This window comes from Micromonospora sp. NPDC050795, assembly GCF_044456785.1.
Lineage (GTDB): Bacteria > Actinomycetota > Actinomycetes > Mycobacteriales > Micromonosporaceae > Micromonospora.
In genome coordinates, this window is record NZ_JBITGE010000005.1 from 171841 (window position 1) to 184842 (window position 13002).

At 69.5% G+C, this 13002-nt stretch carries 14 protein-coding genes and 1 pseudogene; 9 read left to right on the top strand and 6 right to left on the bottom strand.

The window, feature by feature from the left end:
* Positions 1-10: 10 nt before the first annotated feature.
* Positions 11-2137, top strand: coding sequence for a ThuA domain-containing protein (locus ACIBEF_RS06830; protein WP_396791844.1), 2127 nt, complete (start codon positions 11-13; stop codon positions 2135-2137).
* 79 nt (positions 2138-2216) lie between these two features.
* On the opposite strand, the gene ACIBEF_RS06835 is transcribed toward ACIBEF_RS06830, so the two are convergent.
* The gene (locus ACIBEF_RS06835) at positions 2217-4697 is read right to left on the bottom strand and encodes a M14 family zinc carboxypeptidase (RefSeq protein WP_396791846.1); all 2481 of its coding nucleotides are present in this window, start codon (positions 4695-4697) and stop codon (positions 2217-2219) included.
* 233 nt (positions 4698-4930) lie between these two features.
* Here ACIBEF_RS06835 and ACIBEF_RS06840 point away from each other — a divergent pair, with 233 nt between their 5' ends.
* Genes ACIBEF_RS06840 through ACIBEF_RS06850 form a run of 3 tightly spaced genes read left to right on the top strand, consistent with a single transcriptional unit; the run spans position 4931 to position 6127 of the window.
* Entirely contained in the window at positions 4931-5071 is a 141-nt protein-coding gene (locus ACIBEF_RS06840) for a hypothetical protein (protein WP_396791848.1), read from the top strand.
* The gene (locus tag ACIBEF_RS06845; protein ID WP_396791850.1) at positions 5052-5579 is read left to right on the top strand and encodes a hypothetical protein; all 528 of its coding nucleotides are present in this window, start codon (positions 5052-5054) and stop codon (positions 5577-5579) included. The genes ACIBEF_RS06840 and ACIBEF_RS06845 overlap by 20 nt, the downstream gene beginning before the upstream one ends.
* Positions 5576-6127 carry a hypothetical protein gene (locus ACIBEF_RS06850; protein ID WP_396791852.1) on the top strand — a complete coding sequence of 184 codons (552 nt, stop codon included), beginning with the start codon at positions 5576-5578 and terminating at the stop codon, positions 6125-6127. The genes ACIBEF_RS06845 and ACIBEF_RS06850 overlap by 4 nt, the downstream gene beginning before the upstream one ends.
* On the opposite strand, the gene ACIBEF_RS06855 is transcribed toward ACIBEF_RS06850, so the two are convergent.
* Entirely contained in the window at positions 6105-7058 is a 954-nt protein-coding gene (locus ACIBEF_RS06855) for a cyclase family protein (protein ID WP_396791853.1), read from the bottom strand. The two genes, ACIBEF_RS06850 and ACIBEF_RS06855, sit on opposite strands and share 23 nt — an antisense overlap.
* Before the next feature lie 592 nt (positions 7059-7650).
* On the opposite strand from ACIBEF_RS06855, the gene ACIBEF_RS06860 reads away from it, so the two are divergent.
* The 3 genes from ACIBEF_RS06860 (at position 7651) to ACIBEF_RS06870 (ending at position 9033) form a co-directional block, all read left to right on the top strand.
* Positions 7651-7947 carry an amidohydrolase family protein gene (locus ACIBEF_RS06860; protein ID WP_396791855.1) on the top strand — a complete coding sequence of 99 codons (297 nt, stop codon included), beginning with the start codon at positions 7651-7653 and terminating at the stop codon, positions 7945-7947.
* A 104-nt stretch (positions 7948-8051) separates the two neighbouring features.
* Positions 8052-8372, top strand: a complete 321-nt coding sequence (locus tag ACIBEF_RS06865; RefSeq protein ID WP_396791857.1) for an AbfB domain-containing protein — start codon at positions 8052-8054, stop codon at positions 8370-8372.
* A gap of 139 nt (positions 8373-8511) precedes the next feature.
* The gene (locus ACIBEF_RS06870; RefSeq protein WP_396791859.1) at positions 8512-9033 is read left to right on the top strand and encodes a hypothetical protein; all 522 of its coding nucleotides are present in this window, start codon (positions 8512-8514) and stop codon (positions 9031-9033) included.
* Between the two features lie 51 nt (positions 9034-9084).
* On the opposite strand, the gene ACIBEF_RS06875 is transcribed toward ACIBEF_RS06870, so the two are convergent.
* Entirely contained in the window at positions 9085-10350 is a 1266-nt protein-coding gene (locus ACIBEF_RS06875) for a prolyl oligopeptidase family serine peptidase (protein ID WP_396791861.1), read from the bottom strand.
* Between the two features lie 148 nt (positions 10351-10498).
* Between ACIBEF_RS06875 and ACIBEF_RS06880 the strand changes: the two genes are divergently transcribed.
* On the top strand, positions 10499-10759 hold the full coding sequence (locus ACIBEF_RS06880) for a sensor histidine kinase (protein WP_396791937.1): 261 nt from the start codon (positions 10499-10501) through the stop codon (positions 10757-10759).
* Positions 10756-11034: pseudogene (locus ACIBEF_RS06885) on the top strand (response regulator transcription factor); the annotation flags it as partial. The gene ACIBEF_RS06880 and the pseudogene ACIBEF_RS06885, both read left to right, overlap by 4 nt.
* Before the next feature lie 78 nt (positions 11035-11112).
* Here ACIBEF_RS06885 and ACIBEF_RS06890 read toward each other — a convergent pair.
* The 3 genes from ACIBEF_RS06890 to ACIBEF_RS06900 all read right to left on the bottom strand — a co-directional run bounded on the left by ACIBEF_RS06890 (position 11113) and on the right by ACIBEF_RS06900 (position 12964).
* Entirely contained in the window at positions 11113-11445 is a 333-nt protein-coding gene (locus ACIBEF_RS06890) for a TraR/DksA family transcriptional regulator (protein ID WP_396791863.1), read from the bottom strand.
* Positions 11446-11785: 340 nt separating this feature from the next.
* Complete coding sequence (locus ACIBEF_RS06895) at positions 11786-12520, bottom strand: VOC family protein (RefSeq protein WP_396791865.1); 735 nt, start codon at positions 12518-12520, stop codon at positions 11786-11788.
* A gap of 87 nt (positions 12521-12607) precedes the next feature.
* On the bottom strand, positions 12608-12964 hold the full coding sequence (locus tag ACIBEF_RS06900; RefSeq protein WP_396791867.1) for a DNA polymerase ligase N-terminal domain-containing protein: 357 nt from the start codon (positions 12962-12964) through the stop codon (positions 12608-12610).
* Positions 12965-13002 lie beyond the last annotated feature (38 nt).

Below are 13002 nucleotides of genomic sequence, written 5' to 3' on the forward strand. Positions count from 1 at the left end.
GGAGCCCCGCATGCGTAGACGCGTCATCAGCACGCTCGCCGCCGCCGTCACCGGACTCACCCTCGCCGCCGGTGCGGCGACGGTGACCTCGGCCCCTGCCGAGGCCGCACCGTTGGGCAAGGTGCTGGTCTTCTCCAAGACCGCCGGCTTCCGGCACTCCTCCATCCCCAACGGCATCGCCGCCATCCAGCAGCTCGGCACGGCGAACGGCTTCACCGTCACCGCCACCGAGGACGCGGCGACCTTCACCACTGCCAACCTCGCCCAGTACCAGGCGGTGGTCTTCCTCAGTACCACCGGGGACGTGCTCAACGCCAGCCAGCAGGGCGCCTTCGAGGCGTACGTGGGCGCTGGCGGCGGCTTCGTCGGAGTTCACGCCGCCGCCGACACCGAATACGACTGGCAGTGGTACGGCGGGCTGGTCGGCGGGTACTTCGCCTCGCACCCGGCCACCCAGCAGGCGACAGTGCGGGTCGAGGACCGGGCCAACGTCTCGACCGCGCACCTACCGTCGACCTGGACCCGCACCGACGAGTGGTACAACTACCGGGCCAACCCCCGCTCGGCGGTCAAGGTGCTGGCCAACCTCGACGAGTCGTCGTACACCGGCGGGTCGATGGGTGGTGATCACCCGATCACCTGGTGCCACAGTTACGGCGGCGGACGCTCCTGGTACACCGGCCTCGGCCACACCGAGCAGAGCTACACCGACCCGAACTTCACCCGGATGCTGCTGGGCGGCATCCAGGTAGCGGCGGGCGCGGTGGCGGCCGACTGCCGGCCGGAGCCCGGCTACACCCCGCTGTTCGACGGCACCCAGGCCAGCCTCGGGCAGTGGCGGCAGGCGGGACCGGGCGGCTTCACCCTGGCCGACGGCACCCTCACGTCGAACGGTGGCATGGGATTGCTCTGGTACCCGGTGCGTACCTTCGCCAACTACTCGCTCAAGGTCGACTGGATGATGCCGGGCGACGACAACGGTGGGGTCTTCATCGGATTCCCCGATCCGCAGGGCGACCCGTGGGGCCCGGTCGCCGCCGGTCACGAGATCCAGATCGACGCCACCGACGGCGACCCGACGCGCACCACCGGCAGCGTCTACAGCTTCCAGGCACCCAACCAGGCCGCCCGCGCGGCGGCGCTCAACCCACCCGGCTCCTGGAACACCTACGAGATCGGCGTGCACGGCCAGCGGGTCGAGATCTGGCTCAACGGCGTCAAGATCAACGATTACGTCAGCAGCCGGGCCATCGCCAACGGCTACATCGGGTTGCAGAACGACGGCGCCGGAATGGACATCAGCTACCGCAACGTGCGGGTCAGGACCGACGGCCCGAGTGAGCCGCCCGCCACCGACCTGGCCCAGGGCCGGCCAGTCACGGCGTCCAGCGTCGAGCCGGGCAGCGCGCACGTGGCGGGCAACGCCGTGGACGGCAACACGACCACCCGCTGGGGCAGCGCGTACGCCGACCCGCAGTGGATCACCGTTGACCTGGGGGCCTCGTACGCGATCAACCGGGTTCGGCTGGCCTGGGAGACGGCCCACGCGCGGGCGTACCAGGTCCAGGTGTCTCCGGACAAGGCCACCTGGTCACCGGTGCACACCACGACCACCGGCGACGGCGGGGTCGACGACCTCACCGTCACCGGCACCGGCCGCTACCTGCGGGTGTACGGCACCCAACGCGCCACCCAGTGGGGCTACTCGCTGTGGGACCTCAACGTCTACGGCACCGCCGCCGGCAGCACCCTGCTCTCCCGGGGCAGGCCGGTCACCACGTCCAGCGTGGAGCCGGGGAGCACGCACGTGGCGGGCAACGCCGTGGACGGCAACACGACCACCCGCTGGGGCAGCGCTTACGCCGACCCGCAGTGGATATCGGTGGACCTCGGCGCGTCCCGCACCCTCGACCGGGTCCGGCTGACCTGGGAGGCGGCGTACGCGCGGGCGTACCAGATCCAGGTCTCCCCGGACAACGTCACCTGGTCACCGGTGCACACCACGACCACGGGCGACGGCGGTGTGGACGACATCGCCGTCTCGGCGACCGGTCGCTACCTGCGTGTCCAGGGCACCCAGCGGGCTCTGCCCGCGTACGGCTATTCGCTGTGGGAGCTGGAGGTGTACGGCCGCTGAGCGCCGTGAGGTGTTCATGCAGAAGTTGCCCCGTCGGCGCGGGTGGCCCGCACCGACGGGGCAACGATTGTCGCGGGCGCTACCTCTTGGCGATCCTGATCGTCGCGGTGCGGTAGTTGTTGCGCTTGTCGTTCTTCGTCGGGTCGTAGTTCTTCTCGATGTTGCCGGCGCTGTCGACCGAGAACCAGCGGAACGTGGTCGTCTCGGTCACGTGGAACACCTGCCCCGGCTCACGGAACTCGGTCGCCGCGTAGCGGGGCGACTCGAGGGTGGGCCGGCTGCCGTCGGTCGTGTAGTAGATGGTGGCCGGCTCGCTGGTCTCGAAGCGCACGTCGACCGGCCCGGAGTAACGCCCCGCACCGGGGACCAGCTGGGACGTGGGGTTCTTGTTGTCCCTGCCCCAGTCCGCCGCGACCCGGAACATCTCCATGATCCCGTTGGCGTACTCCATGGTCTCGGCGTGGCCACTGACCAGCTCGGGGTTACCGTCCCACTCCGGCTGGAACGAACCGCCCTGCCAGTCGCCGGTGGCCGGGTTGTAGACGGAGCCCCCGACCTCCCAGCCGAACGCGTAGATCCCGTAGGTGTGGTACAGGTCCTCGCGTACGTTGCCCGCCGAGGAGTACAGGACGTCGGACGAGCCGCCGACGTTCTCCGGCGTGACGACGGTTTCCCGGTGCGCCTTGACCTGGGACAGGATCCGGGCCGCGGACTGCCAGTAGAACGCCTCGTCACCCAGCGGCGGGCGCGGCGTGGTGATCCGGCCGTCCGCGATGTAGGCGCCGGGCTGCCAGAAGAGCTGGCCGCCGTTGGAGTGCACCGACATCATGAACTTGATGTTCTTGTACTTCTCGACCAGCCAGATGATGTTCTTCGACTCGGGCTCGGACAGCTCCTCCGGCCCCTGGTAGGTGCCACTGACGCAGTTGGTCGACCCTCCCGCGTAGCCGTCGTGGCCCGACCCGACCCGGTAGTTCCGGTTCAGGTCGACACCCCAGGAGTTCCGCTGCCCCGGATCGGCGCTCGCGTCCGGGCAGTGGTTCGTCATGTTCTTACGCTGGGAGGCGAAGTTGTAGAAGCTGTAGTTCGCCCCGTCGGGGTTGTTGGACAGGATGAAGAAGACGTCGGTGTTCTCGACGATCTTCTTCGTCTCCCGGTCGGAGCGGTAGTTGTGCACCAGACGTTCGGCCGACTCCAGGCTGGTCGTCGCCGGCACCCACTCGCGGGCATGGTCCTGCGCCTGGATGAGGACACCAGGCTTCCTACCGTCACGGTGTTTGCCGATCCGCAGGACCGGGATCGTCGCGGGCCCGCGCGGCACCTCGCCTTCCGGTGCTCCGACGCGCTTCTGGTCGAGGAAGTCGGTCAGCGCGACCGGGCCGGCCGTCGGAGCGACGATGCCGGTGCCCTCGTTGGCGCGGTACGGGTGCGCCCGGTCGATGAGCCCCGCAGAGCGGGTCCGCAGCGCCTCGGCCACCTCGACTGCCGTGCTCGTCGGTGCACCCGAGGCGTCCGTGGCGAGCAGGACACGGACCGCCGTGCCGCTGACCTCCACCGCCAGCGGGAGATCCGGGTCCGGTCGGTCCACGAAGTCCACTGTGATGTCGTTGCCGCCCTGGTGACCCCACGCGGCCGAGGTGACGACGACCGCCGACTGCCCCGTACCGCCGATCTGGGCCTGCGCCTTGCGTTGGTACCCGTTCGTCTGGTTCGGCAGGTAGACGATCTCGGCGATGTCCGGGTACTGCCGGGCGATCTCCTTGGCCCGGCTGTAGAGCTGCTGCGGGTGTCGGTAGCCGTCCACGAAGTCCGACTTGTAGGACGGGTTCGCCGTCAACGGGGGCGGGGCGTCCTCCAGCCAGTTGGAGACGACTCCGGTCGCGACACCACCGGTGGAACTCGTCAGCCTGATCTTGTTAGGGCGTACGTCGAGCTTGAACAGGTTCCGGTGGAACATGTACTGCCCTGAGTCGACGAACCGGCTCATCGTCCGGGCGAAGCCGAACGGCGTGCCCTTGCCCGAGTCGTTCTCCAACTGCATCTCGACGATCGGGGCCTCCTGCTGCCCCTCGGTGGTGCGCGCCTCGACGTAGAGGAAGCCCTGACCCTTCGTGGTGAACCAGTCGGCGCGGACGACGCGTACCGTCGCGTCGTGGTTTGCCGGCTGGGCGGCCCGCGCGCTGGCCGCGCCGACGCCAAGGCCACCGTCGGCCTCGTCGCTCCACGTGAAGCCCGCGTCGTCGCCGAGAACCTCGACGCCCATCGCCGTGAGCTCGGTGATCTGCTCGGCGGTCACCACCGCTTCGCCCTCGATGCCGTCAGGCACGCGCCGGAGGCCGTGTTCGAGGTCGATGCCGGCCGCGGACACCTTGTCCAGCATGTCGGCACCGGTCAGCCTGATGTGCACGAGGCGTACCGCTGCGCGATCCTCAGCCTGGGATCGGCTGGCGGCGGCTGCGAGCCCCGTGGGATCCGCGCCCGCAGGGCCGGTCGTCACGAGGATGCTACCCACCAGGGTGGACAGCGCGAGTAGCGCGATGCGCCGTTGTGATCGCCGCATTCCCCCTCCTTCTGCCTACGACGGGTGATTGCCGGCGGACCGGTCCGGTGAGCGTATGCGGGAGGGCGGCTTCAATGGTTCGCGTCGATCGAATTTGAGCATTCCTTGAGGCGACCGTCGATGCCGTCCCACGCCGCCACGTCCGTACCCCGGGCAGGCTGTCCCCCGGCGGAGGGAGCGCCTCCCCTTCTGTCGGGGAGGAGACCTGGTCCGCGGCCGGCGATCGTTGGTCCATGACCGCCACGCTGCTGGTGTTCCTTATCTGGGGAGTGTCGTTGGCCGTCACCGCCACCGGCTACGCCCTCGCCACCTCGACCGGCGACGCCAGGACCGACTCCCAGGATCGGAGTGCCAATGAGCCGCACCGACTCTGACCACGTCTCGACCGCCGCCCCGCCGCCCTGGGCGATCTGGGCCGCCTACGCCGTCCCGCTCTGCGTCCTGCCGTCCGCGGTCTGGCGTCTGTCACTGGTGTTCACCGACGATGCCGTCACACAGTGGTACATGATCGTCCTGTCCGCCCTGTCGATGGGACTGGCCCTGTTGACACTCGGGCTGGTGCACCGGTGGGGACAGCGGTTTCCGCACTGGGTACCCCGTATCGCTGGCCGTCGCATCCCGGCGCGTCCGGTGGTGCGCGCGGCACTGATCGGTGGCTGGTCGCTCGTCGCCATCTGCGTCTACTTCCTCCTGAACCAGAGGTTCCACGTGGTGCAGGGCGGCTGGGTGGGCATCGGCGACGACGAACCGGTGCACCCGCCTCCCGGTTGGGAAGAGCTCCGCTACTACGCGCCCATGCTCGCGTGGGGCCCGCTCGTCATAGCCGTGGCCGCCGACTACCGCCGGCGCGCAGCCATCATTAGGAGAATGGAGAAGGCATGAGAATCCGCAGGATGCTCGTCACCGTGCTCGCCGGGGCCGTGGCGGCCGTCGGTGTCCCGGCGTCGGCGCAGGCCGACGACCAGGACCCACCGGAGGTGCCCGCCACGCCGGGTGCGTGGATCGCCGGTGTCGGCGGCTTCGTCTACGACGAGCCTGGGACATTTGGTCATCAGATCCGGTTCGTCGTCGTGGGCTGGGTCGACCGCCACGGAACCGGCCACGGGGTGTTTCGTTTCCGGCACGCGTTGCCCGACGGGAGCGTGGCGAGCGAGGGGCAGGCCGAGGTGACGTGCGTCAGCGTGGTGGGCAGCACCGCACTGGTGACCGCGGTCGTCCCGGAGGGCGGGAGCCCGATGGTCAACCACGTCTTCGTTGTCAAGATCATCGACGGTGGTCCGGGTCGGGCCGACCAGATCGAGACGCTCCAGGCCGGCGGCGTTTCCGCGCCTGCGGCAGCGGAACGTCCGGTCCTATTCTTACGCGGTGTCGTGGCGAGCCCTCGTCGCGTCGGGTGTGCGGCAACGGTCAGAACGTGGCGATCGGGTTGACCGGGCTGCCGGACGTGCCGGCGAAGCGAACCGGTGCGACCGCCAGCTGGAAGTCCCACTGGCCAAGCTCGGCAGCCGTCGTCGCGCAGGCCTCCAGGTCACAGTTGTCGAGCATCCACAGACCCATCGCGACGAGGCTCACGGCGTGGACGGGCATCAACACGTCGTCGTACCCCGACGGTTGAACGTCCTGTGGGGTGTCGGCGCCGATCAGCGCCACCCCCCGTTCGTGCAACCACGGCAGGCAGGACGCGTGCCAGCCGGCCTGGGTGATGCCGCTGGCCGCACCGTTCTCGTGCCGGAAGCGCCCGTAGCCGGTCCGCAGGAGTACCGCGTCGCCAGGTCGTACCCGTACGCCCTGGCGGCGCTCGGCCTCTTCGAGGTCGTCGGGGAACACACCCTGGCCCGGCTCCAACCACGGCACACCACGGGCAGTCGCAACGTCGAGCAGGACACCACGCGTGACGATTCCGTTCGCGGCCGCCGTGACGGCCGCCCACGCCGAGCCCGTCGCGGGGTCGACGAACGAGTGCGACCGCCCGTTGTACATGGTGCCGTCCCAGTAGATGTGGCACGGCGAGTCGAGGTGGGTGAGGGTGTTGCCGTGAAACGAGATGCCGAGCCGCTCGGACGAGAAGCCCCAGCGCCGGTCGGCGTGGAAGGCGGGCGGCATGTTCTCCGCACCCGGCATGTCGGCGGTGCATGGGCACGTCGTCGTCGACCGTTCCATGTCTCCCGGTGCGGTGACCTCCCAGGCACAGGACACGCTCGTGCCGTGCCGCACAGCCCGCGCCGCGGCGAGCCGGACGTCGTCGGTGATGTGGTTGAGCGTGCCAAGTTCGTCGTCGTCACCCCATCGCCCCCAGTTCGACAGCGTGTCGAAGTACCCGAGCACGTCGTCCTGGCTCGGCACCGGTCGCCCTGACGTCATGTCAGCATCGACTCCTCAGGTCACGTAGTTACGATGCACCGCAGGTCAGGGTAGCCCGCCGCTTGATCGACTGAGGCTCGCAGGCGCCGTCGCTCTCGGCGAACCGCACTGTCGACGGAGAAGATGAACGGCAGCGGCGCTCGGCCAGTCCACCCCCGCCGAGGGCCGGGGCAGCCCGCCGAGCTGTCCGACCGGGGCACCGGCGGCACCGCCGCCCAACCGGATCGACAGCCGCAGGTGCCGGTGAGCCGGCTGATCTCGTCGTCCGGGATGCCCAACTCATGCGCGCAGCACGGTCAAACTGCCCCTGGTCGCGTCCGGTCTCGACCAGGCATCCGTCCCGGTCGCGCAGGTGGTGGGGCGCCGCCGACCCCCACCGGCCACACCAGAGACACCCGCCCTTTGCTCTGCACCCGCGCATGCGCCAGTGACGGACCGTGCCTGGCGCGTGGGCGGGTGCAGAGCAAAGGGCGGATTCCCGGCGCGGATCACCATGCGGCGGACCACCAACTCGGCTGGGGACGAGACATCGCTCTGGCGAGGGAGGCCGCACGGACCCGGCGGTGCGATGCGCGGAGCGGGGCGGGCTGCGATGACGACGACGAGACCTGCGGTCCCCAGCCTGGTGGACGCGCACGTACACCTCTGCGCCGACGCTGGGCCCGACGCGCTCGGCCGGCTCGTGGAGCGTCCCGAGTCGGACCTCGACGACGTCGTCGAGGCGTCACTGCGGACGCACCTGGCGGCCGGCGTCACGACTGTTCGGGACCTGGGCGACCGGCGTGACGTGGTGCTCCGTTGGCGGGATCGGCGGGTGCGGGACGACCTGCCAACGGTGGTTCGGGTCCGGCGCACCGCTGCCCGCGGAACCAGGCCCGGTCGGGGTTGACGACGGCCAGGTGAGCGGCTGACACACCTTGACAGGCATCGATGTTAACGCCAACATGAACTCCGCCACCTGGTAGCAACGCCACCGTCACATTCCAGCCCTTCGTGCCTCTCCCCCGGTCCCAGTTCCGCATCGTCAGCGGTCTCGCCGGCGGCGGTTCGGTGTCGCTGGAGTCGACCAACTTTCCCGGTTACTACCTCCGTCATCGGGGCTACGCCCTGTACGTGGAGAAGAACGACGGCTCCGCGCTGTTCGGCGGCGACGCGAGCTTCCGCCGTCAAGCCGGCCTCGCCGACAGCGCCGGGATCTCCCTGGAGTCGCAGAACTTCCCGGGCCGCCACGTGCGCCACCGCGACGGACTGCTCTACATCGAGGCCGTCAGTTCGAGCGCCGAACGCGCCTCGGCCACCTTCCACCTGGAGTAACCGCTCACAGGTCGAGGTGCCCACGGTCGTCGACACCCGTTCCGGTTCGCCCGGAGCCCATTCCAGTCCGAGCCGGATCGCGCCGGCCCGGACCGGTAGCGGGGTTTCGTCCGCTGGCGCTTGCGGGTAGCGATGGCCCATGAACCGCAATCTCGTCAAGGCTCTACAGGTCGCGTGGGAGTTGCCGGAGTTCCGCACCGGGGTGCGACACGTCGTCGATCTCGATGAGGTCGCGGTGCTGCTGGCCACGCTGTCCGTTCCGGACCATGACCACGAGGTGGAGCGCAGCCTGCTGAGCCTGCTGCGGTCCGCCCTGGACACTGTCGAGATTCGCGAAGCGGTGTTGCTGCTGCTGGAGCAGGACGAGGTGCGCAGGCCACTCGTCGCGGCGGCGGTGGAGCCGCTGGCGGACCGGCCGGGTCAGGCTGCCGCCATCGCGTCGGCGGCCGAGGATCCTGTGGTGCGGCGTGAGGTGCGGGCGGTGCTGGCCAGCGCCAAGGTTCGCGAGCTGATCTGGAAGGCAATCGAGAACCAGTTGAGCGATGACCGGTTCGGTCTGATCCGCCGGGCGGCAGTGCTCTTCGTGCGGCACCCGAGCGTCCGGCGCCTCGCCTGGGCCCTGCGCCGGCACGGGGTGTTGCGGGAACTACGCCGCAAGTAGTCCGTGCCGGCCGGCAGCGCGACACTCTTTGGCCTGACCCCGGAGAGCAGATCACCGACGACGGCGGGCCATCCACTGCCAGATGTGGGTGCCGTTGAGGCTCGGGTCGTTGCGGGCCACGTAGATCCAGGACCAGTGGCCGGGGAACTGGTAGCCGTTCCAGACGACGTGGTCGTACAGGCTGACCAGGGATCCCGGGATGAGGTCGTGGGCGTGGATCGTGTTGGCCTCAGGCGGCACCGTGTCGTCGTCGAGCGAGGTGACCAGCCAGGTCGGGGTCTGGATCTGCGCCAGCTCCGCGTCGGTGATCAGCGGCGGGCCCTCCCCGCTGAGCGGCTGGACGACGCCGCAGATCGGCACCGACGCGGCGAACAGGTCGGGGTAGGCAACTGTCATCTCCAGTGACATGTAGCCACCGTTGCTGCACCCGACCACGTAGATCCGGTCGGGATCGACACGCCTGCGGCGGACGAGGTCCTGGACGATCTCGCGGATCAGCGGGGCGAAGCGGGGGCCGTCCTCCATCCAGTAGGAGGTGCTCTGCGGAGCGACGACGTACGCGCCGGAGAAGATCCGCTGGGCCTGCGGCGTGGCGAAGCCGAGCGCGCCCCGGTTGGCGCGCAGCGTGGTCTCGTTGTCGTAGTAGTCGTCGGGCAGTGAGGCGCCCTCGCCGCCGCCGTGCAGCCAGACGATCAAAGGTCGCCTACCGTGCCGGGGCGAGTGGTCGGGAGAGTAGAGCCGGTACTTCAGACCCGAGCCCGAGACGTGGTGGCTGAAGGCGTCGACCTCGGGGTTGGACAGCCGCCCCTGTTCGAAGCGCGTGATGGTGAGCGGCGAGCCGTGGCGTCGGACGATCGGCGTGTTCTGGGTGATGGTGTAGACGAGGTCCAGCCGGACGTTGCGGCCCCTGCTCAGGATGTAGCCGAGGGTGCCACCACCGGCTTGACCCTCGGCGTGGCTCAGCTCCAGCACGATGTTGCCCTGCCGGTCGAGCCGGGCGGCGGTCACCGTGCGGTCCAGGTCGTACTCGCTGAAGATCAGGTCGCCCGGGGCGATCGGGATCGGGCTGGTGGCCTTGGCGTGCACGCTGAACGTGTCGGGCGTCAGCCCGGCCGGGTCGATCGGCCCGAGCCGGGCGGTGTCGAGGGTGACCGAGGTGACCTGCTCACCGCCGTCGAGCGTTCTCGCGTCGAGGGTGAACCTCACGCTGGCGGGTTGGTGACCACCGGCGTGGGCGGCGACGCTGGGCAGGGCCAGGCCGATGGCGGCACCGGCCCCTCCGGCCAGAACGGTGCGACGAGTGACAGGCGTGGACATGCGGCCCCCGTACCTCACGATTTAGACGATCGTCGATGGCATCTCAACGTAACGCGGTGGAGATCAGCTGGCAACCGGTGCGGGCACTGGACTCCACCCCGCCTGATCCACCAGCAACCCGGCCTCCCGAGTCGTACTTTGGGAGGATCTGAAGTCGCACCACCGTTCGTACGCCCGCCACGCCACCCGCATCGAGGTCAGCGTCGCTGCCGACGACACGTCCGTGCGCCTACGGGTCAGCGACGACGGCGAGGCCGGCACCTCCCGTCCGGCCGGCTCGCCCGGTTTCGGCCTGGTGGGCATGATGGAGCGTGCCGATCTGCTCGGCGGCACCTGCGAGGCCGGCCCCGACCCGGGCCGTGGGTGGACCGTCAGGGCCGTGCTTCCGCGCGAGGGAGCCGGCAGGTGACGGTTCGCGTGCTCGTGGCGGACGACCATGAGATCGTTCGTACCGGGCTCACCATCATCCTGAACACGCAGCCCGGCATCGAGGTCGTCGGTGGGGCCTGTGACGGCCGGCAGGCGGTCGCGCTCGCCCGGCGGCTACGCCCCGACGTGTGTCTGTTCGGCATTGGGATGCCGGGCATGGACGGCATCGAGGCCACCCGGGCGCTCGCCGGGCCAACGGTTCCGGACCCGCTCGCGGTGGTCGTCATCACGACCTTCGACCTCGACGAGTACGTAGCTTTCACTGAGTGAAAGGTCGACCTCTCGCGCCTGACGGTGTGGCTGCCGTGCCGGCGGCACGGCAGCCACCCGGCGTCACCTGTTCTGCTTCTCCTGGCACGGCACGCAGAAGCGGGCGTGCGGAAGGATTTCGAGTCGCTCGGCAGGGATGCTCCGGCCGCACCTCTGGCAGGTGCCGTAGGTGCCGTCGCTGATCCGGCTCAGCGCACCGGTGATCTGCTCGATGTTCTGGCGGGTGGCCACCAGCAGCGCGGCCTGGTTGTGGGCCTCGCCGGGGTCGCCGGTGTCGGCGTTGAGCTCGGTCAACTCCCGCAGCCGAGCCGTCTGCGCGGCGAAGTCGTCAGCCAGCGACGCGCGAAGGTCAGCCAGCCAACTCTGGTCGAGAGTGCCACGATGATCGACGGTCATGGTGTGCCTTTCAGGAGAAGCGGGTGGGAAAAACAAAAAGGGCCGAAGCTTGGATAGCTTCGCCCTGGCGATCGTTCTGGGTATGCAACGACTCCGCAGGTGGGCCTCGGCCGGTTCGCGTCGGGCACGACGGTGTGTGCGCGGACACGGTGTGCGGCGCGCGGACAACCGGCACCCGCATGTCGGCCTCGGGGCGTGTGGCCGTCGGCACGCGCACAGCGGCGCCCACCACCACGTCAGTGGCGGCGGGCGAGCAGAAGGTCACCGGCGGCATACCCCCCACCATAGAGCGGGGTTTACCTAACGCCAACGTTTAATGATGCTCACTGTTGGCGGGTTGTCAGCTCGGGGTGAGGAGGCAGAACTCGTTGCCCTCCGGGTCGGCGAGCACCCGCCACGGGACGTCCTGCCCCAACTCGATGGGGGTCGCGCCGAGACTCCGCAGCCGGGCCGCCTCGACCTCCGGGTCGTCACCGGGGTACGGACGGACGTCGAGGTGGACGCGGTTCCACCCGCTCTTCGCGTCCGGGGTTCGGACGAACTCCAGGTAGGGGCCGACGCCCTTGGCGGAGCGCAGTCTCGCACCCCGATCGTTCACCTCGTGCAGGGTCCAATCCGTGGCCTCGCTCCAGAACCGGGCCATGGCTCGCGGGTCGGCGCAGTCGACCACCACGGCGGCGATCGGTCCGGTGTCCCGGTAGACCGCCCTGGGCTCCAGCACGCAGAACTCGTTGCCCTCCGGGTCGGCCATGACCGTCCACGGCACGTCACCCTGGCCCACGTCGGCGGCGGTCGCGCCGAGCTCCGTCAGACGGGCTACCACCTGCGCCTGGTGGGACGCCGAGGTGGTGGCGAGGTCCACGTGCACGCGGTTCTTCACCGTCTTGGGCTCAGACGAGACGATGAGGTCGATACAGACAGCGACCGGGTCCGGGTAGACGAAGCCCTCGGGTTCGAGGTTGGTCACGCCGGGTCCCTCACTGGAGATTTCCCAACCGAGCGCCTGCGCCCAGAAACCGCCCAGCGCGGAGTCGTTGCGAGCCTTCATGTTGATCTGCACAAGCCGCGTCGCCATGCCGGCGATGCTAAGGCCTTTCGAGCCGGCGATGGGCCCCGACCCGCAGCGGTGCGACGGGCTCACCCCGAAGCGTGTTGTGGCCGTCTATCTGTGCTGGTCCGAGGGCTGCTCCTTCGTCAGGTGCAGCAGCCACCCCTCAGCGGTGCGGATGAGCGCGTATCGCCGGCGAGCGGTGCGGCCGTGCAACGTGAACAGCATCCGGCGGTCGGTGCGATCGTGCTCCTCCCAGGTGCCGATGTCGGCGATCGACTTGTCGACGTCCTCGTAGGTGAGGTGATCAAGATCGTGTTCGGGCACGGCGATCGCGAGCCGGTTGTCGCTGGGGCTGTCCGGCAGACCGCGAGGCACCGCCCACGAGCGCAGCACACCGTCCTCCTCGAGCCGCAGGTCGAAGTGCGGTCGCGGTTTGCGGTGATGATGCAGGACGAAGGCGGGCGCCACTGTCCCATTGTCGGCGCCGGCCGGCCCTTCCGCCTGTC